We start from the raw sequence: 24,000 nt of genomic DNA, 5'->3' as shown, positions 1-24,000 counted from the left end.
GAGGAGATTTTGCAATGAATCAAGTTAAATGCGATTGTGGTCATGTTAATCCACATGGCACGATCCTCTGTGAGGCATGTGGGAAAATCATAGAGGATGGAACTCAAATTACAGCAGAACCGGTAATAGACATGCGGTACGAAGGAAGTGCAAGAAGGTCTCAAACATATAATAAATCAATGATTGATAAGGTTTGGAACTTTTTCTCATCGGTAAAAGTAGGAGTATGGCTGATTATTGTTACACTTATTGCCTCTTCGTTAGGAACCATTTTACCTCAAGAGATGTATATTCCAAATATTATGCCTGTCGCTGATTATTATGAGGACCAATACGGTTGGTTTGGTAGATTGTATTATGATCTTGGATTTCATAATTTATATAGCTCATGGTGGTATCTATTATTAATTGCAGCGATCGGGGTTTCACTGGTTATTTGTAGTCTTGATCGCGTGGTGCCCTTATATAGAGCATTAAAGAAACAAAGAGTCATTCGACATGAGAGCTTTTTGCAAAGACAAAGAATTTTTGGAACGACCAGCATGGCAGTAAGTAAAGATTCCTATGAATTAGTGAAAGAACAATTAAAAAAGAAACACTATAACATCCGTGAAGATGAAGGGAATATTTTAGCTGAAAAAGGCCGTTTCTCTAGATGGGGTCCTTATGTGAATCATGTAGGCTTAATCATCTTTCTCATTGGTAGTATGCTCCGGTTTGTTCCAGGAATGTACATTGATGAAATTCTTTGGCTCCGAGAAGGCGAAACAAAAGTGATTCCCGAGACAGGTGGACAATATTACCTAAAGAATGTGGATTTTAAGTTAGAGGTGTATGATAAGGAAACGGATAATGAAGCATTCAGTGATGCTCTAGATAGTGCAGGAATGGTTGCAAAAAACTATCAATCTGATGTCATATTATATAAGACAAAGGGAAATACGGTAGCAGGTGAGGAACCTGAACTAGAGGAAGTGGAATCTAGTAGTATTCGAGTGAATGAACCGCTAAAGTTTGAAAAGTTTGCTCTTTATCAGGTCAACTATAAACTCGATGAATTGTCTAAGATGTCATTTTTACTAACAAATAAAACTTCAGGGGAAACCTTTGGTGATATTACTATTAATTTGAACGACCCGGAAAAAATGTATGAACTTGATAACGGTTACTCAGTTGAACTAATGAGTTACTTCCCAGACTTTGAATTTGGTGAAGATGGGAATCCTACAACAAAGTCAAGAGTTCCAAATAATCCAGCTTTCGTATTTAAGATGTATTCACCAGAAAAACCTGAAGGAGAAGTTAGTTTCGTTGCCATCCAGCAAACGATTGAACCTTTAGGGGATAATGAATACAAGATGGCCTTCAATGGAATTGAGACAAAGGATGTGACTGGTCTCACCGTTCGTAAAGACTTAACTCTATGGATTATCGGACTGGGCGGGTTGATCTTCATGATTGGTGTGATTCAAGGTGCTTATTGGAACCATCGTCGTATATGGATTCAGCGTAAAGGTGACGAGGTTTGGGTAGCAGCACATACGAATAAAAACTGGTTTGGACTGAAAAGAGAAATACAGTTGGTTCTTACAGGGACAGAAATAAAAGAACCAATGGACCAATTGAAGGACAACCAGGTCGACGAGGGGGAAACAGATTGATCACTCTAAGTGAGAATCTATTATATATTGCGTTTATACTTTACTTACTTTCTATTCCGTTTTTTGGAGGAGCAATAAAGCAAAAGAAAAACTTAGATCATCAACAAAATAGTGGCAAGTGGGCCACTTTTGGGATCGTTATTTCCATTATTGGATTTGCTGCACAGCTCGGTTTCTTTTTTACAAGATGGTCAATTGCCGGACATGCTCCAGTGAGTAATCTATTTGAATTTACGACTTTTTTTGGAATGTGTTTAGTTGGTGCTTTTATCATTATCTATTTTATCTATAAGACACCTTTATTAGGATTATTTACAATGCCAATTGCCTTATTGGTGATTGCTTTTGCTAGTATGTTCCCAACAGATATTTCTCCACTAATTCCGGCTTTACAGAGTGATTGGCTTCATATACATGTAACAACTGTAGCATTAGGTGAAGCTATTCTAGCCGTTAGCTTTGGAGCGGCATTAATATATTTAGTAAAAGTGATTGATCAAACAAAAAAGAGTAAAAGTACTACCTGGTTAGAGGTTGTTATGTATGGATTAATCGCTACATTGGGATTTGTCATCGTGGTATCAGCATTTTCCTTTGCTGATTATAAAGCAGAATTTAATTGGGTTGATAAAAATGACAATGAAGCAAAAGTTGAGTACCATTTGCCAGCTCTAGTTGGTCCAAATCAAGGAGAACTTCTAACCGACGGGAAAATGGAACCACTTGTTTCAGTACCTGGTATTATCAATGCGAAAAAACTAAATACGGTTATTTGGTCATTTGGTGCGGGTATCCTCCTATATGGTCTTTTTCGCTTAGTCTTAAGAAAAAGAATTGGGGCAGCATTGAAACCATTTACAAAAAATATTAATCTAGACTTAGTAGATGAAATCAGCTACCGTTCAGTGTTAATCGGTTTTCCAGTGTTTACATTAGGTGGACTTATTTTTGCAATGATCTGGGCACAAATCGCTTGGACCCGTTTTTGGGGCTGGGATCCTAAAGAGGTTTGGGCACTTATTACTTGGCTTTTTTATGCAGCATTTTTACATCTTCGCCTCTCTAAAGGATGGCATGGGGAAAGATCTGCGTGGTTAGCTGTTATTGGCTTTATTATTATTATGTTTAATTTAGTTGCTGTCAACCTTGTGATTGCAGGGCTTCATTCTTACGCAGGATCCTAAAAGAAAGATTTCGAATAGCCCTTACTTTCCGTGAGGGCTGTTTTCTAAACACATACGTAATTAATAGTTAGGGGGATTGTCAATGGAAAAGGAAGTTAAGATTCTAGTTGTAGATGATGAGGAAAGAATTCGCCGTTTATTGAAAATGTATTTAGAGCGTGAAAATTATATGATTGATGAAGCGGAAGATGGAAATGAAGCATTGACGAAGGCGGTAAGCAATGACTATGATGTGATTCTTTTAGACTTAATGATGCCTGGTAAGGATGGAATTGAGGTTTGTCGTGAACTTCGTGAAAAAAAGGCAACACCTGTTATTATGCTTACAGCTAAAGGAGAAGAAGTAAACCGCGTTCAGGGATTTGAAGTAGGAACAGACGATTATATTGTCAAGCCGTTTAGCCCAAGAGAAGTGGTATTACGTGTAAAAGCACTACTCCGTCGTTCTTCAAGCACGAGTTATTTACACACAGAAACAACGGCTAAAGATGTGATTGTTTTCCCTCATTTGACCATTGATAATGATGCACACCGTGTTTTAGCAGATGGAAAAGAAGTGAGCCTTACACCAAAAGAGTATGAGTTATTATATTTCTTAGCTAAATCTCCAGATAAGGTGTTTGACCGAGAACAATTGCTGAAAGAGGTTTGGCATTATGAGTTTTTCGGAGACTTACGAACTGTTGACACCCATGTAAAACGTTTGCGAGAGAAGTTAAACAAAGTATCTGAGCAAGCGGCTAGAATGATTGTTACTGTATGGGGTGTTGGCTATAAGTTCGAAGTAGTCAATGAATAATGTTTTGGCGTAGTGTTGTTGGGAAGCTATGGTTCACTATACTCCTACTCGTATCATTTGTGCTTTTAATTTTAACGGTATTGTTACTAGAGTTTTTTGAGAATTATCATATAAATGAAACTGAGGGCAATTTGACCAATCTTGCTTCTAATATGGCTCATTTTGTAGAGGATCAGGAATTAGAGATTGGATTGCAAATTTCATGGGAGCTACTTGACGACGTTACAGGGGCAATGGTGATAAGAAGTGAAGATGAATTCTTCTATTCTCCGGATATCCCCGAATCCTTAGAGCTGCCGGTAAGTTTCTTTCAAAAAGATACAGAATTATCAAAAGTATTAGAACAGCAGAAAATGGCAAAAAAAATAGTTGAGATTCCTTCTTCTGAAACACAAGGAGACTCAAGTATTTTAATTATTGGAGTACCGATTTCAAATCTTGACGGAGAAGACGGGGCTGTTTATATTTTTCAATCATTACAAGCCCTTCATGAAACAACTGAATCAACAACAAAGTTTATCCTCTTAGCTGCTGGCATTGCGATCATCCTAACCACTATCTTTGCTTTCTTCTTATTAACTCGTATCACAGCCCCACTACGTAAAATGAGGGAGGCTGTTGTGGAGGCGGCAAGAGGAAAGTTCGATACGAAGGTTCCTATTCTTACCAGGGATGAAATTGGAGAGCTGGCAACTGCTTTCAACCAGATGGGAAGGCAATTAAAGTTTAATATGAATGCCTTAAGTCAGGAAAAAGAACAACTGTCCAGCATATTAAGTAGTATGGCAGATGGAGTTATTACGTTTAATAGGGATGGAACAATTTTAATCACAAACCCCCCTGCTGAGCGCTTTTTGCAACACTGGTATTTTACACAAGAAGGAAAACCAGTTCAGGCAGAAGCGGTTCCACATGATGTCATGGAGCTTTTCCAATGGGCAGTTGACATGGAGCAGGAACAAGTAGGGGAATTTTCCGTTCAAGGTCGTCATTGGGTGGTCATTGTTAGTCCACTTTATAACAATACATTCATACGTGGTGCAGTGGCTGTTGTTCGTGATATGACAGAAGAGAGACAGCTTGACAAGCTAAGGAAAGATTTTATTGCGAATGTATCTCATGAGTTACGAACGCCTATTTCTATGCTTCAGGGTTATAGCGAGGCAATCGTAGATGATATTGCTGAGACAACAGAGGAAAAGAAAGAAATGGCACGAGTGATTTACGATGAATCACTAAGGATGGGTCGTCTTGTGAACGAACTGTTAGATCTTGCCCATATGGAGGCTGGACATATCCAATTAACCAATGAACCCGTTGAAATTCACTCGTATATTCAAAGGATTATACGTAAGTTTCAAGGGCTGGCAAAGGAAAAAGAAATTGAGGTACTTTACGAGCATGATCTAAAATTCTCCACTACTGTATTTGATCCAGACCGTATTGAGCAGGTTCTAACGAATCTGATTGATAATGCAATTCGACATACACCAGAAGGTGGAGCGGTTAAGGTAATAGCAAAAATCGATGATCAAAATTTCCATGTGGAAGTAAGTGACTCAGGTTCTGGAATTTCCGAAGAAGATCTCCCATTTGTGTTCGAGCGTTTTTATAAAGCAGATAAAGCAAGAACAAGAGGCAGATCTGGTACCGGTTTAGGATTGGCGATTGCAAGGAATATTATTCAAGCTCATAAAGGTGATATAACGGTACAAAGCAAACTTAACCATGGTACGACATTTAGCTTTCAAATTCCTCGAATAACTGGATAATTTGCTAAAGAATGCCGAATATTCTTGATTCACGGGAAACATGTCTTATTGAATATTGTGTATGATGGGAAGGATTTATGTAATAAATCCTTCCTTTTTATTTAGATAGATAATATATTTAAAGTGTAACTTTTTATACATAAAGATCGACTAATTAGATGAACGGGGAGGGGAACCCGGTGAACTCGATTTTTGACGAGTTGTACGAGAAATATCATCAAGACGTATTTCAGTTCTTGTTTTATATGGTGAAGAATCGAGAGCAAGCTGAAGATCTTGCTCAAGAGGTATATATAAGAGTTTTGAAGGCATATAAAAACTTTGAAGGAAAAAGTAGTGAAAAGACATGGCTTTTCTCTATCGCTAGAAATGTAGCGATTGATTCATTCAGGAAGCAAAAAGGATGGAAGCAACGAATCATGGAGAAATTTGATTGGTCAACTCAGCAAGTGAAGGATATGAATCCCATTCCGGAAGAGATTGCGATGGAAAGGGAAGAATATCAGTATATTTACCAATGCTTAGATCATTGTACAATTGACCAGCGTATCGTAATTATTATGAGGTATATTCAAGAGCTTTCAATCGCCGAAACCGCAGAAGCTTTAAACTGGACTGAAAGTAAAGTGAAAACTACTCAACACCGTGCGTTAAAAGTTCTGAAAAAGGAAATGCAACAACTTTTAGAAAAGGAGGGGAATCGATGAAAAAGATAAGTGATGAACAACTAGAAGAATGGTTACGAGAAATGCCAAAGCTTAAAGATCATCGTGATCCTCATGACATATACGAGAATATTTCAAAAAAGCTAGAAGAACGGCCGAGGAAAACGTGGATTATTCCCTCATTTGCAACCGCAGCAGCAGTATTTTTAATGGCCATTCTTTCCTTTAATTTATTTGATGGAGCAAGTATCAATCATTCAGCAGATAAAAGCACACAAGAGGAAGCGGCAACTGAACAAAATACTTCGTTAAAAAAGGAAGAATCAACTGTCGAAAATGAAGCAAGAATGGACGTTGGTAACGAAGAAAACTCGACTGAAATGAATGATATTACATTCCAAGCGACCGAAGACCCAACAACTGCCATATATGCTGAGGATTTAGGAGCAATGCAGGTTTTTACCTTAGCTATCCCAGACAGCCAAGTTCAAAATATTATTCCTGTTAGCTTCTTGATTGAACCTTCAGGCCAAGCAGATCAACTGGCTCATATAGAAGAGGTAATGGCTAGCATTGACGAACAAGAGTGGGGACTAGATGATTTTTATCCGTTAGAGGCCGACTTTGCGATAGATACGAATCACAGCACATTGAATGTCAATGTTGCGGCTGACCATCCGTATCAAAATGGAACAGCTAGTATACCATTTTTAAATGCCATTCAGCATTTACTACTCAACCTCAATCTAGAAAAAGCGATTTTTACAACGAATGAAACAGAAAAAGGAATGTCAACTGGTCACGATTTTATCACTGAAAAAATGGTAGAAAAGAAATCAAATCTCGCATTTTATTTATTTTATCCAAGTCATGAAGCAATAAAACCTTACCTTGTTCCATTTACAGAATCATATTCTACAATTGAAGAAGCCTTTAACGCAATGAAAACAAATGTAGATACACATAATCTAATAGCACCATTATTGGTTGAGCACATCAGCTCAGTTGCTATAGATGAAACCAATAAAAGAGTAAACATCACGTTAAACCAAGGGATAAACATAGAGGATACTCCTGAAACCACACAATCAATTGAAGCCATCCTTTTAACGGCGCAGAGCTTTGGATTTGAAAAAGTGAAATTTATTAATGCACCGATTGATACTCTTGGAAGATTTTCATTACAAGAAGATATCCAAGTACCAATCGCAGCAAATAAAAAATCTATCGACTAAAATCAGAGGAGATCAGCAAAGTTGCTGATCTTTTTTCTATATTTCATGAATAAAAGAAAACACTTCGTCCAAATAATAACAAATGTGTTTTTATTAATCGCTCACTTTTTAATTGTGAGGATATATAAAAGGAGGCTGCTTCCTTTAGTTGTACTTTTTAGATAGAGGTCTTTTTTTAGACAGGCTGTCATAGAGTGAGAAAGGAGAGTACAATAACAAGGAGGAAAAAAATGCGAGACTACATAAAACGTTTTTTGATTGCGGGTTTAATGGCATTATGTGTCACATTGCTATTTCTCGGAGGAAAACACTCTCAAGCAAGTATGAATATTAGTCAGGAGACCGCTGACTGGATTTGGCCGGCTGATGGAATGATCACCGATACATATGGAACAAGAAAAGGGAGCCACAAAGGAATCGACATAGCATCTTCGCTAGGAACACCCATCTACTCCGTTGACGCCGGAGTTGTAACTAAATCTTACTATTCGGGTTCATATGGACATGTAATATTCGTGAAACATCAAAATAATATTGAAACGGTTTATGCTCATTTAAAAGCAAGGTTCGTAAATGCTGGAGATACGGTAACAGCAGGTCAACAGCTTGGTGAAATGGGAAGCACCGGTGACTCTTCTGGTGTTCACTTGCACTTTGAAGTTCATCTTAACGAGTGGACGGTTGATAAGAGAAATGCTGTTAATCCAGTGCTAGCATTAGGTGATATAAAAGTGGGACAAGAAGTAGTGGTACAAAAAAGGGAAGATGACTCTAGTGTATTAGAGACAGTTGCAAAAACGAGACTCTATGAAGGACACGGAAAAACTTATGTTGCCAAAGAAGAATCGGAGAGCGTTGTGTTGTCTGCGGAAAAAGTAGAATCAAACATCACTCATACAGTAAAAATGGGGGAAACACTATCGGCTATTGCAGAAAAATACAATATAAGTATTCATGCGATTAAGTCTGCCAACCATCTTACTAGCGATACGATAGTTGCGAATCAAACGCTAACAATTGACGAATCATATACAAATAAATATGTTGTTCAAGAAGGAGATACACTTGAACACATTGCTCATAAAACAGGTAAGTCTGTGCAGCAGCTAAAACAGGTGAATCAGTTACAAAATGATATAATCATACCAAGACAAGTATTGCAATTAGAATAATATGAATTGTCATTGCGGCAGCCTTCGAATCGGTATATAATAGAAAGAAAATTCTAAAAGAGGCTGGTTGGATGTTAACAGATTATCATAATCATTTGGAGACAGGGACATTAACGTTAGATTATTTAAAGAAATTTACAGATGAGGCAAAGGCCAAGGGAATCGGGCAATTTGGGATTTCTGAGCATGCTTATCATTTCTATCAAACAGCAGATATTCTTCAAAATCCATGGGTAAATGAACGTAGATACTATGACATGAAAGACTATGTGAATTTATTTCATGAGGCATGGAGTCATGAGATCGATGTAAAAATGTCGATTGAAATGGACTATACTCCTGGAAAACATGCGGAGATGGAAGCTTTTATTAAAAGCTATGATTTCGATTACGTAATTGGTTCGATTCATTGGGTAGATGACTTTGGAATTGATTTAAAGGAATATATTCATGAATGGGAAAAGCGTGATCTGCATGAAGTCTATCGAAATTACTTTCAACAGGTCGTAACATTAGCGGAGTCAAATTTATTTGATATTGTCGGTCATTTGGATTTAGTGAAAATTTTTAAATATATACCGAAGGAAGAAGAGTTTTTATTAGAGCAATATGATAAGGCGACAACAGCACTAGCGAACTCGAAAACATGTGTAGAAATTAGTACAGCTGGTTTACGTAAGCCTATCGGTGAATTGTATCCTGACAAACGATTATTGCAGATGTGCTTCGATAAAAAGATACCAATCGTATTATCATCTGATGCCCATTTTCCAGAGCATGTTGGTGCTGACTATGATCAGGCATTGGTGCTTGCAAAAGAGGTAGGATATAAAGAAATTATGACGTTCTCAAAAGGAGAGCGTAAAATACTTCCACTAGGATAAGAAAAAGATCGGAGGAAAACCCTCCGATCTCTTTTTTTTATAGATTGATTCGATTAATCGATACTATATCTTCAAGAGCTGCTAGAGTTGCCATCTGTTTGTCATCTAGTGGTTTATCAAATGATAGAACCATGATAGCTTCTCCACCTGCTTGCTTTCTTCCCACTTGCATGGTTGCTATATTTACCTCTTGATCTCCAAGGATTTTACCCACTCTACCAACGACACCTGGGCGGTCCATATGTTGAATATAAACCATATTTCCTTCAGGTAAAAAGTCGATTACAAAGTCATTTAAGTAGACAATTCTTGGCCCATAATGGTCAATAAAGGTACCTCTTACCGTAAACTGATGGTTTTCTGCCTTAGCTGTGACTGTGATGCTATTTGCATAACCAAAAGTATTCGTTGATATTTTTTCACCAACGGTAATGCCTCTTTCTTTGGCAGCTAGTAAGGCATTTACTTCATTGACGTTCACATCTATTCTATTTTTAAAGAATCCAGAAAGAACGGCTTTTGTTAAGTAAGATGTTTCAAGATCTGTTACGGTGCCAGAGTAAGTAATAGAGATTTCATTTACTCCTTGTTTCATGCACTGTGATAAAATGGATCCGATTTGCTTAGATAACTGATGGAATGGTTTGATCTTTTCAAAAATATCTTTAGACATTGCTGGTAGGTTAATAGAGTTTTGGACTGGCTTGCCTTCAAAATACATACGAACTTCTTTAGCTACCTGTGTAGCAACATTAAGCTGGGCTTCCTTTGTGGACGCACCTAAGTGTGGTGTGACGATTACATTATCATATTTAAATAACGGATGTTCTCCAGGTGGTTCTACTTCAAATACATCGATAGCAGCTCCGGCTACATGCCCATTGCCAACGAACTTCGCTAGAGCGAGTTCATCGATAATTCCCCCGCGGGCACAGTTAAGAAAGTATACACCTTTTTTCGTTTGACTTAATGTTTCTTCGTTAATAAGTCCTTTAGTTTCTGGTGTTAATGGTGTGTGTACTGTGATAATATCTGCTTCTGCTAATACTTCTTCCAAACTACCATGAGAAACACCTAGCTTTAATGCACGCTCCTTGGTTAAGAAAGGATCGTATACTTTTACATTCATGCCGAACACTTTTGCTCTTTTAGCTAATTCAGAACCAATACGACCCATACCAACGATTCCGAGAGTCTTTCCATAAAGTTCAGTTCCGATAAAGGCATTTCGTTTCCACTCAAGATTTTTAACCGACTGATGGGCTTGTGGAATATTTCTCATTAAGGATGCCATCATGGCAAAAGTATGCTCAGCTGTAGAAATCGTATTACCATCTGGAGCATTGACGACAATGATTCCTCGTTTCGTAGCCGCATTTACGTCGATGTTGTCGACACCAACACCAGCACGTGCGATAATTTTCAATTGAGGCATTTTTTCGAGCAGATCTTCAGTAACAGTTGTAGCGCTTCGAACTAAAAGCGCATCAATTTTTTCTAATTCTACTTCTGGATCATTAATTTTTTTTTGAATTAATGTGCCTTCGTTAAAATCTAATAAGGGAGAAAGACCTTCCTCATTTATTGCATCGGCTACTAAAATTTGAAACATTCAAAACACCTACCCAATTATCAATTTTCTGATTATTTTACAAAACGAACATTTATCTGTCAATGGACTAAAACGTTCAGAACAAATAATGTAAACGCTTTAATGCTTTAAAGTCACGATTTTGTTAAATTTTTTAACAAAAAGCGCAAACTTTCAAAGTTTGCGCTAAAAATACTACATTTTTGAATTGAATAGATCTGTAAGGACTGGTACGATTTGTTTTTTACGTGAAACTACACCTTTTAACACGGCTTTGTTATTCTCTAAGGTTACACCGTATGCTTCTTCTACAGCTGAACGGGCATTTCCTAATGCAAGAGCTGTTGAATCGTTTGTTAAGATATCTGTTACAACAAATAAGAACAGGTCTAGACCTTTTTCTGAAATGATGTTTGATAATGTTTCTTCTAATTCAGCTTGTCTTGAATATACATCGTTAATATCTACTGCATTCACTTGTGCAATTTCTACTTTACTAGCTCCCATTTGGAATTCCTTTGCGTCAAGGGATACCAATTGCTGAATGGATTTGTCGCTTAAATCTGCGCCAGCCTTTAGCATGTCCAATCCATAACTTTCTGCATCTACACTAGCAATTTCAGCTAATTCTTTTGCTGCTGCTACATCTTCAGCTGTACATGTAGGGGACTTGAATAATAATGAATCAGAGATAATGGCAGAAAGCATGAGACCAGCAATCTCTGGGCGAATTTGAACATCATTTTCTTTATAAAGCTTGTTTAGAATAGTTGCCGTACAACCAACAGGCTCACAGCGGTAGTATAGTGGGTCACTCGTTTCAAAATTTGCAATACGGTGATGGTCAATGACTTCTATAACACGAACTTGATCAATATCACTTACACTTTGTTGTCTTTCGTTGTGGTCAACTAAGATAACGCTGTTGACTTCACCAGCAACTGTTTCAACGAGTCTTGGAGCTTCTGCTTTGAATGTATCAAGAGCAAATTGTGTTTCACCGCTCACTTCTCCTAATCGAACGGCTTCCACATCCATACCAAGAGCTTTTTTTAATTCTGCATAAGCGATCGCTGAGCAAATTGTGTCAGTATCAGGATTTTTATGACCAAAAATAAGAACTTTTTCCATGATTATCTCCTTTAAAATTAATCAATTTCGTATGTATATATACTTTAATAATTTAACACAAATACAAAAGAAGGACAAAAAATAATTCACTCAGAATGCAAACTTCTTCACAAAAAATACGAACTAAGCTATAATGATGTGGAAAATATAATATTGGTCTATCTTCGGGGCAGGGTGTGATTCCCGACCGGCGGTAATGAGTGTAACACTCTAAGCCCGCGAGCCTGGTTTTTGGGCAGGATTTGGTGCGATTCCAAAGCCGACAGTAAAGTCTGGATGGGAGAAGATGGAGGTTCTGCAGACGTTCAAAAAGGAGAGTTTTGAACGTTTATTAAGCGTGACTTCTAATCAAACTCCCTCAAGCGAATCGCTTGGGGTTTTTTTAATGAGGTACGTGATGCTGAACCTTTCTTCTTTAGGTGAGATGGATCCTAAAAAAAGGAGAGAGGGAAATGAAAAGTTTTAACGTAAGAACACTTGTATTGATTGGAATGTTAAGTAGCATCTCGTATGTATTAATGCTTCTTAATTTTCCACTTCCACCTTTTCCGCAGTTTTTAATGGTGGATTTTAGTGATGTCCCAGCTTTAATTGGTGCTTTAATACTCGGACCTGTAGCTGGAATATTAATTGAACTTCTAAAAAACGTACTTGATTATTTTTTAACTGGAAGTGCAACAGGAGTTCCTGTTGGCCACGTGGCAAATTTTGTTGCGGGTATCCTATTTATATTGCCAACATACTACATTTATCAGAAAGTGAAATCCTCAAAAGGTATGACATTTGGCTTAGTTGTGGGTACAATATCTATGGCAGTTCTAATGAGTGTGCTTAACTATTACATTATTTTGCCTGCTTATACATTCTTCTTAAATACACCTGCTATGTCAGGAGAAGAAACAAGGCAAATGATTGTTACGGCAATACTTCCTTTTAACCTTGTTAAGGGGATTTTAATATCAGTTATTTTTATGCTTTTATTTGCAAGAATGGGAACATGGATGAACAAACAAAAAGTGCAAAGTAGAGCTGTATAGTCACACAAAAAAAAGCAACGGCGAAGCCGTTGCTTTTACTTATTTACTATTCGAACTTAAGTGCGTCTCCATCAAATGCTTCATCAGCCACTTTAATAGAATCTGTTGGGCAACCTTCGAAAGCATCCATCATATCGTCTAATAGTACGTCTGGAATTTCAACGATACCTTGGTTATCGTCAAGAGTAACGAATGCAATGCCTTCATCATCGTAATCGTAAATGTCAGGTGCAGCTGCTCCGCAAGCACCACATGCAATGCAAGTTTCTTTGTCTACAATTGTGTATTTTGCCATGTAAAATACCTCCCAAAAAATTAAACAAGTATTCTTTATCATTCCCAAATTCACTAGGAATGCATCCCTCATATCTTATTGTAAAACTGAATGGTCAACATTTCAATAGAAAAAGTATTGAGAATGCTTATCATATAAGGGTTTGGACATTAATGGCATTTTTTATTCATTAAATGCGACTCATTTCATGCTACAATAATAGACATAAAAATACAAAAAAACCTAAGTATCGAAGGTGAGGTAAATTGATAAATATTCTTGAACACGTCGTTCTATATTGTTTATCAAAACTTGGTAAAGAACGAAGCAGCTCAAGCGTGTTTCACTTATTAAATGGGAAAAAATCATCTCAAACCATACAGGACTCACATCTTTTTCAATTGGATTCCTTTTTTCATACAGCACATCATTTAACAAGAGAGCAATATGAGAGCATTATAAGCAAACTAATAAAACATGAATTTATATATATTTCTGGCGATCAGCAGGTTGGCATTAGCGAAAGTGGACAACTTTTGATTCATGAATTGTATTCAATGTACCCATTCTTGAAAAACTTGCAAGGAGGAAGGTATCACAATTGTCTACAATTTTGGGAAAGATTATCTTTACTTATTCAAGTATGCTCTAATCAAATCAATAATCAAACAAGCTATATACCTGTTCAGAAAAATAAAGATACTCAAAATTGGATTAAGCATTTGTTCGCAACATCGGAAGGAAACAGCAAGAACTTTCCTCATGAGTTGTTAAGGGAATTACAGGCTTTATTGGAGTCTTCAGAACTGAAGATTGACCCAAGCGTATTAGTTGCAAGATTGTCCGGGTTTGAGTCAATTGGTTTAACGGAAATGCAAACCATCGAAATGCTTGGTATCGAAGAGAATAACTATCGATTTCAATTTCAAGCATTGCTTCATTTTTTAATGAGTTCAATCGAAGAAAATCCTTCTGCCTATCCATTATTAGCTAGAATGGCAGTGACTGATGAGTTTCAGCAGTTAACAGCTTCTGCCAAAAAAACATTCGAATTAATAAAGAAAGGAAAAGGGATTGTAGAAATCGGCCGAATAAGAAAATTAAAAGAAAGTACAATTCAAGATCATATCGTTGAGATTGCCCTTTTCGTGAACGGATTTAATATTGACCGATTTGTTGAAGTGCCACTTCAGGAAAGGATAAAAGAGGCGATTCAAAAAGCCTCATCCAAGCAGTTGAGGAAAATCCGAGAAATAATAGATGTAGATTATTTTCAAATTCGATTAGTGATTGCGAAATTTGGTGACCTATTATGATGCTAGAATATGAATTAAAGACCCATTTTGGCTACAACCAATTTAAAATGGGCCAAAAAGAGATTGTCGAAGCATTGTTAAATGGAAAGAATGTCCTTGCAATGCTCCCAACTGGAACAGGTAAATCACTTTGTTATCAACTACCAGCTTATCTAATGGAAGGTGTAGTGGTAGTAGTTACTCCATTGCTTTCATTGATGCAGGACCAAGTTGAACAGATGATGTCACGAGGTGAAAAACGGGTAGTAGCAATAAATTCTTTTCTAGACCGTGAGACAAGAGGCCGTGTGTTTGGTCGATTGCATACGTATAAGTTTATTTATATTTCACCTGAAATGCTAATGAATGAGTTCGTAGTTACAAAGCTAAAAAAGCTAGTCATCAGCTTATTTGTGGTAGATGAGGCACATTGTATTTCGCAGTGGGGCTATGATTTTAGGCCTGATTATTTAAAGCTAGGTGACGTTCGAGAATCTCTTGGTAGTCCGCAAACGATTGCTTTGACAGCCACAGCAGATCAAGAGGTTCGGTCCGATATTGTCCGAACATTAAAGTTAGACAAGTGGGAGGAGTTTGTGTCCTCCGTAGACCGTCCCAACATTAAAATGGTCGTAGACTATGTCTACGATACAAAAGAAAAGCTTGATAGGCTGTTGGAATGGGTATCTTTTTTACAAGGTCCAGGAATTATCTATTTTTCTAGTAAAAAATTAGCTGAAGAAGTAGCCGTTATTCTTCGGGACAGTGGGGTTCCAAGAGCAATGGCATACCACGGTGGGCTTGACCAGGAAAGTAGAATACTGATTCAACAGCAATTTATTAAAGGGCAGCTTGATGTGATTTGTGCAACTAGCGCTTTTGGAATGGGAATCAATAAAGAAAATGTGAGATTTGTAATCCATTTTCATATGCCCTTGCAGTTAGAGTCTTACTTACAGGAAATCGGAAGAGCTGGAAGGGATGGGGAGAATAGTATATCTATTCTTTTGTATTCTCCCCATGATGAGCAGCTTCCTTACCAGTTAGCAGAAGGAGAGCTTCCTACAGAATATCAAATAAGTTGGTTGTTTCGACATTTTGGAGATCAGCTGCTTTATGAGTGGGAAGAAATGGAGGAATCCATTCAACAGATGGGGGGATTTACAGAAACATCTTGGAGATTAACAAGGGATTTTCTCCGTAGTCTAACGAACAGTATGGATTTAATAATAGAGAAAGAACGGTTTATAGAGTATGTTAACACTAGAAAAAAGCATAAAAGAAAAAAGATAGTGGAGATGTTGAACTGGATTCAGTCGAAGGAGTGTAAACGTAAAGGGGTTCTTTCTTACTTTGGAGAAGTTTCCCACGGCACCGTAGACGATTGTTGTCATGTGTGTGGAATTGTTTACGATCGATACAAAACCAAGTGTTCAGATGAAGTAGAGTTTACGCCTTTTCAGTGGAAGGAATATTTGAGGGGCTTACTTACGAAGAGTGGGACTAGTTATGAAAAGTAAATATGAAGAATTGATTGATGAATTATCAGATAAGGAATTGTTAAAACACCTCTACTTGACACAAGTCATACTCGTGGTTCTTTCCGTAATTATTGGGAGTTTATTATTTGACAGTCTGAAGTCCTTTCTCGAACTCTTTGACTGGAACGACCCTTTTATCTGGTGGGTAGGGGTTCCTGCAGGATTACTTATCGTTTGTATAGATGCAATGTTTATGAAATTTCTTCCTTCCTCTTATTATGACGATGGAGGGTTGAATGAAAAATTGTTTTCGAAGAGAAAATGGTGGGAAATTCTCTTTATTGCAGCAATTGTAGCTACTTGTGAAGAAATTCTATTTCGAGGGGTCATACAAACTCATTTTGGATTGATTGTATCTAGCGTTATTTTTGCTTTAATCCATTATCGTTATCTATTTAATTGGTTTCTCTTTTTGAATATCACTCTCCTCAGTTTCTTAATTGGGGTTATATACGAGTGGACAGGAAATCTCCTGGTGACTATTGCGATGCATTTTGTTATTGATACGTTATTGGGATTTATTATCAAAAGAAAAGAGAGGATAAGAGAGGAACGTGAAAGAAATGAATAAAGAAGAGCCTATTAGAGATCAAGCAGAAAAACTTCGTAAAAGGATGAAGGATGTTGATCAAAAAGTAGATTCGCCAAAGGATGGAAATACTACCCTTTCAAATGAAAAGCTTCCACCAAGGAGTCGAGTTCATAAACAGAAACAATTGAAAAAAAAGACAAAAATAAAAGTAAAGTATCCCCTTATTCGCTTGCTAGGTATGTTTTTTATCTTACTTCCAATCGTGATTTTTAGTATTTACACATATAACGAGTCACAGAAATCATCGGTTAGTTCGACGGTTGAAGAAAGTAAGGGAGCAGAAGCTGTTTATTATACGGATGCAGAAGAGGATATTGCCGAAGAGGTAGAGGAAGAAAATACGGTAACAGAAGAAGCAGTGGCGGACGAGAATGGAGGAGCAGAAGCAAGTGCTGTTGAAGAATCTGCAAATGCGGAACGGGCCAATAGTATCGAAACTGTCCAAGAAACAACGATTACTCCAGAAAGCTCAACTAATTCAAACACAAAAGCAGAGCCTGTAGATCAAACAGTTGTTTACCATAAAGTTCAGCGAGGAGAAACCATATTTAGACTGGCTATGAAGTACTATAAATCACAGTCTGGTATTGATATTATTAAGAAGGCAAATTCATTACCATCAAACGAAATAACAGTTGGACAAACCTTAACCATACCGCTAAGTAAGTAACCTGAGCTGGGCCATACAAATGGCTTAGCTCTTTTTTTTGAATCATCATAAAACGTCGGACAAGTTCATATTTATTTGATAGGGGGAGGGTAGAATAATGGAATCGGAAATCTTATTATTGGACGATCGAACGGACCAAGCAACTAGGCAAATGTTACAAAAAGTAATAGATAAAAAAAGGAAGTTTGATAAATTAAAGCTTCGCCATTTACTTGTGATGTGGACGACCATTTTTCTCTGTTTTTTTTATTTTTACTATCTTTATAAAGTAGTACTGACTCCGTACTCGTATTCTTTTGCATCCATGTTTTCACAATTTGTTAATCAATCAAGTAATCTTTATGTCCTTGTCATCATTGTTGGATTATATGGATTTATGAATTTACTTCGAGAAAAGCGTGAGAAAGCCGAAAAGGAATATCATGCACTTCGATGTGAAATCATTGACAAAAGTAAGGACCTTTGGAAAAAAGAAGATGAGTGGAAAAACCGTCACAAAGTATTTGAAATGATGAAGAAAAACTTTGACATAAACCTTTATCATGAAAGTAAATAGGATTTGATGAAAAAGGATTTTTTACCCTTAATGACGAATAAAATATGGAAGACATTTACTCTTTCCTGAGGTGATTGACATGTTCGTAAAAAGTATTATGATTCCAAAGCATCAGTGTCATGTTGTTTCTCATCAAGACACTTTGTTAAGTGCGCTTACTAAACTTGAGGAAGAACAAATTGATGGGTTGCCCGTGTTAGATGGACCAACTTATGTAGGAACAGTTACAAGATACAGCATTTATGAAAATTATTTTAAAAGCCAGCAAACAAAGGATGAGTATTTAACAAATACTACTGTCTCACAAATTGCAACACATCAAGATCGCTTTCTGGAAGGAAATGAAATCTTTGAGAATTTATTGTTAGATCTAAAGGATTTTGGTTTTCGGATTCTACACATACATGAAGACTAATTATTAGATAAATGTGTAACAAGATTGATTCCTCTCATACATTGTTTATGGGAGGGATTTTTGTGTATGTGAAAAAACTGTTGAAACTTTTCTTCGGATATATATGTGGATTATTATTTATTGTATGGATACCTATCCATTTTCCAAATAACTTATCAGATATTATTGTAGAGGTGGTATTAAGTCCTGTTCCTTTTCTTGCTTCTATTTTAGCGTTTTTTATTGGGTTTTTAATAAATGCTGACTTAATTAAGAACGGCGTTGAAATGATGGTTGTAAGCAGGTTGAGGGGAAAGCTATTAAAACTTGAGTTTCTTTTATTATTTTTGGTGTGTTTAAGTTTTTATTTACTAGCAATGGTCTCTCTATGGCCAGCTGTTGCTTTTTTTAGTTTCTCATTGCTTTATGGTATGATTTCATTAGATTACGAGCTTCTTCGAGAAAGTAAAGAATAAAATAAAGAGGAGGATATATGGAGTTCTTATTTTATGCGTTAGTTATAGTGGCATTCTCGCTCCTTATTTTTATGTACAAAGAGGCATTTCGAAATAAAGTTCAAACCCATCATTTTACTTTTTCAGAGTTTCCTAAGAGCTTTGGTGAACTAAAGCTCTTTTTTATATCGGATATTCATAAGCGCCAAGTCTCTGACAAAATAATACAGGATGTAAAAGCAAAAGGACAGGTAGACTTAGTAATCATTGGTGGTGACCTTCTTGAAAAAGGAGTCGATTTTCAAAAGGTTAGACACAATCTTACCCTTCTCAAGCAGTTGGGACCATTGTATTTTGTTTGGGGAAATAATGATTATGAGGTCGATTATCATGAGCTGGATGCTTTGCTTCTTGATAACGGAGTGAAGATTTTAGATAATACAGCGGTTTCCTTTGAATCAGAAGCAGGAGAAATGATGGTCCTACTTGGAGTTGATGATCTTCAATTAAAGAGAGATCGGTTGGACTTAGCACTTCAGGATGCCCAAGAGGAGGGTTTTCGTATACTCGTCAGCCATAATCCTAGAATTACGGAAAAGATACAGGCACAAGACCGAATTTCGTTAGTGTTGAGTGGTCATACTCATGGAGGACAAATTAGAATATTTGGATTCGGACCGTATGAGGTAGGGGGATTTCAACAGTTAGAAAACACCTCACTTCTTGTAAGTAATGGCTATGGAACGACTGCTATGCCACTAAGGCTAGGCGCAAGAGCTGAAACGCACTTCATTTCCATTTCTAATAAAGATCAAGTGTAAGTATCAGCCTATACAAAGTTTACACATTTTTTATATGAACTGTATAATGTGAGTATGCTACGAGTTATACGGAGGAAAGACAATGGAGACAGAAGATGGAAAATATAATATAAAAGCGGTCTCAAAAATGTTAGGAATTCAAGCAGGAACGCTACGAGCATGGGAAAGGCGTTATCAGATGGTAGCCCCAAAAAGAAACGAATCGGGACATCGTCTTTACACGGAAGAACATGTAAGAATATTAAGATGGCTTCAAGATAAAGTGAATAAAGGATTTACGATAAGTCAAGCTGTTACGTTACTTGAAAATAATGAACTTGAAGAAAAAGAAGGTCTCTTACTTGTTCAAACAGGTGTTGACCAATCAATTGCTATGGCGGACAAGTTACTTCAATCACTACTTGTCTTTGACGAAAAAACAGCACATGACATCATTAATCAAGCATTTAGCTTTTTTACAGTGGATAAGGTATTAGTAGATATTTTGGGTACATTACTTGTAAAAATTGGTGATTTATGGGAAAATTCTAAAATCACCACTGCACATGAACACTTTGCCTCTTCTATTCTCCGATCAAGAATAGGGATGATTTTGCACTCCTTTCCGCAAAATCCAATGATGCCAAAGGCGATTGCAGTTTGTGGACCAGGAGAGTGGCATGAGCTTGGCCTGCTAATTTTTACGTTATTCTTAAGACGTAGAGGATTTGAGGTCATTTATTTGGGGGCAAGTATAGCTGAAAAAGATATAGATGAGGTTATTAAGATTGTGAAGCCAAAATTTATCTTCTTTTCCTGTACAATGAAGGATAATGTTAGCGCAACACTTCAACTCACAGAGAACTTGGTGAAGAGCTATGAGTACATACATATTGGATTAGGCGGCTTTGCGTTTGATACCATTTCTGAAAAAGAAAAACTCAAATATCATGAACACATTTTAGGTACCTCACGAAATGAGTGGGAAAGTTGGTTAAAAACTAGAATGTAAGAAGGAATATCAATTAGACAATTCACCTTCCTGCAAGAATATCATACACTAAACAAACAGTTGTTCACAGCAGGGGGCTTTATAATGCGCTTAGAACGATTAACGTATAATAAAATAAAAATTTTTTTAACTATTGATGATTTATCTGAAAGAGGATTAACAAAAGAGGATATATGGAAAGATTCATTAAAATGGCATCAATTGTTCCATGAAATGCTTGAAGAAGCAAGTGAACAATTTGATGTGGATATACAAGGAACGGTTGCGGTAGAAATCTTTACGATGCATACTCAGGGAATGGTCATGATTGTCACGATGGATGAGGAAGAAGAAGACAGCTCCTTAATGGATTCCTTCTATGATTTACAGGTAAGTGTTAAGGAAAAGCAGGACCTCATTTATGAATTTACCAATTTTGAATATGTCATTCAAGTGTCCCATCAGCTCAAAGTACTCGGCTTTACTGGGGGAAGCTTATATGTAATGGAGGACAGGTATTATTTTTGTATAGAAAATGTAGAAGACTGTAACTTAATGTTAGTGGCAGTTGTTCTATCTGAATACTCAAACCCTACTCTTGAAAGTATTCATCGTATAAAAGAGTATGGGAAAACAGTGATTGATCAGAAAGCGGTTGAGACAATTGTCCATTACTTTAAGTAATGGACTGTCTTTGCCGTTTTTTTCTAAAAGAATATCTTACGGCGAACAACAGACACTACTAAATAGTATTCAAATAAAAGGAGAAAGCCCTTTGAAAGGCAAGTAAGGGAAAGATGAAAAATACAGAAAATTCCCTAAATAACAACAATGACAGCGTTTTCAATAAATATCGTAAAAATGTCAAAAAATTTTCATTTATTATTGCATAAATTACCCAAAAGTGTATACTATGTCATGAATGGGACAACATTGTTAGTGATTTTAGGAGGGTAAAATAGTGGCCGAAAAAGGGACTACAAACATAAACGATGAAGAAAAGCTTGATGTGCTAAGATCGACTCAAACTGTTATTCACAGTGCATTAGAAAAGCTTGGCTACCCTGAAGAAGTATATGAACTATTAAAAGAACCAATGAGAATGTTAACAGTAAAAATCCCAGTAAGGATGGACGATGGGTCAGTAAAGATATTTACAGGGTATCGTGCACAACACAATGATGCTGTTGGACCTACAAAAGGAGGAATTCGTTTCCATCCTGGTGTAACAGAAAAGGAAGTAAAGGCGCTTTCTATTTGGATGAGCTTAAAATGTGGAATCGTTGACTTACCATATGGTGGAGGTAAGGGGGGCATTGTGTGTGACCCTCGTGATATGTCATTTCGTGAACTTGAACGATTAAGTCGTGGTTACGTTAGAGCAATAAGTCAAATTGTTGGACCAACCAAAGATATTCCGGCGCCAGATGTGTTTACAAATTCACAAATTATGGCTTGGATGATGGATGAATATAGTCGAATAGATGAATTTAATTCTCCAGGGTTTATAACTGGAAAACCACTCGTATTAGGTGGTTCACATGGCAGGGAGTCGGCAACAGCAAAAGGTGTAACCATTTGTATAAGAGAAGCAGCTGCGAAGAAGGGTATTAATATTGAAGGTGCGCGCGTGGTTGTCCAAGGGTTTGGAAACGCGGGCAGTTATCTATCAAAGTTTATGCATGACGCAGGTGCAAAAGTAGTGGGTATCTCTGATGCTTATGGAGCATTACATGATCCAAATGGATTGGATATAGATTATTTGTTGGATAGACGTGATAGCTTTGGAACAGTTACGAAGCTTTTTAATAATACAATCTCTAATAAAGAGTTGCTTGAATTAGAATGTGACATCTTGGTTCCTGCAGCAATTGAGAATCAAATCACTGAAGATAACGCCCATAATATTCGCGCAAAGATTGTTGTTGAAGCAGCAAATGGTCCAACGACCCTCGAAGCAACTAAGATTTTAACGGACCGAGGGATTTTACTTGTACCTGATGTGCTTGCCTCTGCGGGTGGAGTTACCGTTTCTTATTTTGAGTGGGTCCAAAATAATCAAGGGTATTACTGGACGGAAGAAGAAGTGGAAGAAAAATTAGAAAAGGTTATGTGTAAATCCTTTAATAATATATATGATACTGCACAAACCAGACGAGTAGATATGCGCTTAGCAGCATATATGGTCGGTGTAAGGAAAATGGCCGAAGCATCAAGATTTAGAGGTTGGATTTAATGATTTATATTTGAAAAGCAAGAAAAAATCTCCTATCATATAATGATGGAGATTTTTTGTTTAGGAGAGAGAGCGATGCAAATAGAAGATGCAATTATTATTGGTGGAGGGCCGTGTGGCTTATCAGCGGCCATCGCATTGAAAAAAATTGGAATAAATCCCCTGGTTATTGAAAAAGGAAATATAGTGAATGCAATTTATCATTATCCTACACACCAAACTTTTTTTAGTACGAGTGAGAAATTAGAAATTGGTGAAGTTCCTTTTTTAACAGAAGAATACAAACCAAGAAGGAATCAAGCATTGGTTTATTACCGCGAAGTAGTAAAAAGAAAAGGATTACGGGTTCAACCTTTTGAAAAAGTAACAAGTGTGAAAAAAGAAGCGAATGAGTTTATCGTTCGCACACATATAAAGGAGTACACTACAAAGTATGTGATTGTAGCAACCGGTTATTATGATCATCCAAATATAATGGGAATTCCAGGTGAGGATTTACCAAAGGTATCTCATTATTTTAAGGAAGCTCATCCTTATTTCGATCAGGATATTGTTGTCGTCGGAGGGAAGAACTCAAGCGTTGACGCTACGATTGAGCTTGTAAAAGCAGGTGCAAGAGTAACTGTCATTTACCGTGGGAAAGAATATTCTCCTTCTATTAAACCGTGGATTCTTCCTGAATTTGATTCGCTCGTTCGAAATGGTGTCGTAAAGATGGAATTTGAAGCAGAATTAAAGGAAATCGAAGCTGACAAAGTAACTTATGTCAAACATGGCAAAGAGTTTAGTATAAAAAACGACTTTGTTTTTGCTATGACTGGTTATCATCCAGATCATGGCTTTCTTGCTCAGATGGGTATAGAAATTGACAGAGAGACTGGAAGACCAAGGTATGATGGAGAGACGATGGAAAGCAATATTGACGGCATTTATATTGCAGGTGTATTGGCGGCTGGAAACAATGCGAATGAAATTTTTATTGAAAACGGCCGCTTTCATGGAGAGCAAATCGCTCAATCGATAGCTAATAAAAAATCGTAAGAAATACCGGGCATTTAAGCCCGG

At 37.0% G+C, this 24,000-nt stretch carries 24 protein-coding genes and 1 riboswitch; of the genes, 21 read left to right on the top strand and 3 right to left on the bottom strand.

The annotated features are described in order from the left end of the window. The first annotated feature begins 14 nt into the window (after positions 1 to 14). From resB to MKX65_RS15810, 8 genes are all read left to right on the top strand, one after another. Complete coding sequence (gene resB / locus MKX65_RS15845; protein WP_340904517.1) at positions 15 to 1,661, top strand: cytochrome c biogenesis protein ResB; 1,647 nt, start codon at positions 15 to 17, stop codon at positions 1,659 to 1,661. Next, positions 1,658 to 2,845 carry a c-type cytochrome biogenesis protein CcsB gene (gene ccsB, locus MKX65_RS15840; protein WP_340904516.1) on the top strand — a complete coding sequence of 396 codons (1,188 nt, stop codon included), beginning with the start codon at positions 1,658 to 1,660 and terminating at the stop codon, positions 2,843 to 2,845. The genes resB and ccsB overlap by 4 nt, the downstream gene beginning before the upstream one ends. A gap of 82 nt (positions 2,846 to 2,927) precedes the next feature. Beyond that, the gene (locus MKX65_RS15835; protein WP_160546478.1) at positions 2,928 to 3,644 is read left to right on the top strand and encodes a response regulator transcription factor; all 717 of its coding nucleotides are present in this window, start codon (positions 2,928 to 2,930) and stop codon (positions 3,642 to 3,644) included. Continuing rightward, positions 3,641 to 5,416 carry an ATP-binding protein gene (locus MKX65_RS15830; RefSeq protein ID WP_340906277.1) on the top strand — a complete coding sequence of 592 codons (1,776 nt, stop codon included), beginning with the start codon at positions 3,641 to 3,643 and terminating at the stop codon, positions 5,414 to 5,416. Before MKX65_RS15835 ends, MKX65_RS15830 begins: the two co-directional genes overlap by 4 nt. 179 nt (positions 5,417 to 5,595) lie before the next feature. Then, positions 5,596 to 6,123 carry an RNA polymerase sigma factor SigX gene (sigX, locus tag MKX65_RS15825; RefSeq protein WP_340904515.1) on the top strand — a complete coding sequence of 176 codons (528 nt, stop codon included), beginning with the start codon at positions 5,596 to 5,598 and terminating at the stop codon, positions 6,121 to 6,123. Next, positions 6,120 to 7,316 carry a hypothetical protein gene (locus tag MKX65_RS15820; protein WP_340904514.1) on the top strand — a complete coding sequence of 399 codons (1,197 nt, stop codon included), beginning with the start codon at positions 6,120 to 6,122 and terminating at the stop codon, positions 7,314 to 7,316. The genes sigX and MKX65_RS15820 overlap by 4 nt, the downstream gene beginning before the upstream one ends. A gap of 230 nt (positions 7,317 to 7,546) precedes the next feature. Continuing rightward, positions 7,547 to 8,488: a peptidoglycan DD-metalloendopeptidase family protein gene (locus MKX65_RS15815; RefSeq protein WP_340904513.1), complete on the top strand. Its 942-nt coding sequence runs from the start codon at positions 7,547 to 7,549 to the stop codon at positions 8,486 to 8,488. A gap of 71 nt (positions 8,489 to 8,559) precedes the next feature. Then, a complete protein-coding gene (locus MKX65_RS15810; protein WP_160547107.1) occupies positions 8,560 to 9,372 on the top strand; it encodes a histidinol-phosphatase HisJ family protein in 813 nt (270 codons plus the stop codon). Between the two features lie 37 nt (positions 9,373 to 9,409). On the opposite strand, the gene serA is transcribed toward MKX65_RS15810, so the two are convergent. Together serA and MKX65_RS15800 are read right to left on the bottom strand one after the other, a co-directional pair. Further along, positions 9,410 to 10,984 carry a phosphoglycerate dehydrogenase gene (gene serA, locus MKX65_RS15805; protein WP_160547108.1) on the bottom strand — a complete coding sequence of 525 codons (1,575 nt, stop codon included), beginning with the start codon at positions 10,982 to 10,984 and terminating at the stop codon, positions 9,410 to 9,412. A 174-nt stretch (positions 10,985 to 11,158) separates the two neighbouring features. After that, a complete protein-coding gene (locus MKX65_RS15800) occupies positions 11,159 to 12,094 on the bottom strand; it encodes a manganese-dependent inorganic pyrophosphatase (RefSeq protein ID WP_160547109.1) in 936 nt (311 codons plus the stop codon). A 156-nt stretch (positions 12,095 to 12,250) separates the two neighbouring features. Next, a riboswitch (FMN riboswitch) is annotated at positions 12,251 to 12,386 on the top strand. A 160-nt stretch (positions 12,387 to 12,546) separates the two neighbouring features. Between MKX65_RS15800 and MKX65_RS15795 the strand changes: the two genes are divergently transcribed. After that, a complete protein-coding gene (locus MKX65_RS15795; protein WP_160547110.1) occupies positions 12,547 to 13,131 on the top strand; it encodes an ECF transporter S component in 585 nt (194 codons plus the stop codon). A gap of 46 nt (positions 13,132 to 13,177) precedes the next feature. Here the strand turns inward: MKX65_RS15795 and MKX65_RS15790 are convergent, their stop codons facing one another. Then, complete coding sequence (locus tag MKX65_RS15790; RefSeq protein WP_066047499.1) at positions 13,178 to 13,426, bottom strand: ferredoxin; 249 nt, start codon at positions 13,424 to 13,426, stop codon at positions 13,178 to 13,180. A 245-nt stretch (positions 13,427 to 13,671) separates the two neighbouring features. Between MKX65_RS15790 and MKX65_RS15785 the strand changes: the two genes are divergently transcribed. The 12 genes from MKX65_RS15785 to MKX65_RS15730 all read left to right on the top strand — a co-directional run bounded on the left by MKX65_RS15785 (position 13,672) and on the right by MKX65_RS15730 (position 23,976). After that, on the top strand, positions 13,672 to 14,721 hold the full coding sequence (locus tag MKX65_RS15785; RefSeq protein ID WP_160547111.1) for a helix-turn-helix domain-containing protein: 1,050 nt from the start codon (positions 13,672 to 13,674) through the stop codon (positions 14,719 to 14,721). Continuing rightward, positions 14,718 to 16,220 (top strand): RecQ family ATP-dependent DNA helicase, encoded by a 1,503-nt coding sequence (locus MKX65_RS15780; protein ID WP_160547112.1) that lies wholly within the window; start codon positions 14,718 to 14,720, stop codon positions 16,218 to 16,220. Before MKX65_RS15785 ends, MKX65_RS15780 begins: the two co-directional genes overlap by 4 nt. Beyond that, positions 16,210 to 16,812, top strand: coding sequence for a CPBP family glutamic-type intramembrane protease (locus MKX65_RS15775; RefSeq protein WP_160547113.1), 603 nt, complete (start codon positions 16,210 to 16,212; stop codon positions 16,810 to 16,812). Before MKX65_RS15780 ends, MKX65_RS15775 begins: the two co-directional genes overlap by 11 nt. Next, a complete protein-coding gene (locus tag MKX65_RS15770) occupies positions 16,805 to 17,503 on the top strand; it encodes a LysM peptidoglycan-binding domain-containing protein (RefSeq protein ID WP_160547205.1) in 699 nt (232 codons plus the stop codon). Before MKX65_RS15775 ends, MKX65_RS15770 begins: the two co-directional genes overlap by 8 nt. A 97-nt stretch (positions 17,504 to 17,600) precedes the next feature. Continuing rightward, positions 17,601 to 18,059 (top strand): YpbF family protein, encoded by a 459-nt coding sequence (locus tag MKX65_RS15765; protein ID WP_160547114.1) that lies wholly within the window; start codon positions 17,601 to 17,603, stop codon positions 18,057 to 18,059. Between the two features lie 79 nt (positions 18,060 to 18,138). Further along, positions 18,139 to 18,474 carry a CBS domain-containing protein gene (locus tag MKX65_RS15760; RefSeq protein WP_340904511.1) on the top strand — a complete coding sequence of 112 codons (336 nt, stop codon included), beginning with the start codon at positions 18,139 to 18,141 and terminating at the stop codon, positions 18,472 to 18,474. Positions 18,475 to 18,536: 62 nt separating this feature from the next. Next, complete coding sequence (locus MKX65_RS15755; protein WP_160547116.1) at positions 18,537 to 18,929, top strand: hypothetical protein; 393 nt, start codon at positions 18,537 to 18,539, stop codon at positions 18,927 to 18,929. Between the two features lie 17 nt (positions 18,930 to 18,946). After that, positions 18,947 to 19,729: a metallophosphoesterase gene (locus MKX65_RS15750; protein WP_160547117.1), complete on the top strand. Its 783-nt coding sequence runs from the start codon at positions 18,947 to 18,949 to the stop codon at positions 19,727 to 19,729. An 82-nt stretch (positions 19,730 to 19,811) separates the two neighbouring features. After that, the gene (locus tag MKX65_RS15745; protein WP_340904508.1) at positions 19,812 to 20,720 is read left to right on the top strand and encodes a MerR family transcriptional regulator; all 909 of its coding nucleotides are present in this window, start codon (positions 19,812 to 19,814) and stop codon (positions 20,718 to 20,720) included. A gap of 84 nt (positions 20,721 to 20,804) precedes the next feature. Further along, positions 20,805 to 21,383, top strand: coding sequence for a genetic competence negative regulator (locus MKX65_RS15740; protein WP_160547119.1), 579 nt, complete (start codon positions 20,805 to 20,807; stop codon positions 21,381 to 21,383). Between the two features lie 274 nt (positions 21,384 to 21,657). After that, a complete protein-coding gene (locus tag MKX65_RS15735) occupies positions 21,658 to 22,935 on the top strand; it encodes a Glu/Leu/Phe/Val family dehydrogenase (RefSeq protein ID WP_340906275.1) in 1,278 nt (425 codons plus the stop codon). A 75-nt stretch (positions 22,936 to 23,010) separates the two neighbouring features. Beyond that, entirely contained in the window at positions 23,011 to 23,976 is a 966-nt protein-coding gene (locus MKX65_RS15730; protein ID WP_340904506.1) for a YpdA family putative bacillithiol disulfide reductase, read from the top strand. Positions 23,977 to 24,000 lie beyond the last annotated feature (24 nt).

Origin of the sequence: Robertmurraya sp. FSL R5-0851 (genome assembly GCF_038002965.1) — a bacterium.
Lineage (GTDB): Bacteria > Bacillota > Bacilli > Bacillales > Cytobacillaceae > Robertmurraya_A > Robertmurraya_A beringensis.
Note: the sequence above shows the minus strand (reverse complement) of the source record. Positions and strands in the feature narration are given on the sequence as shown.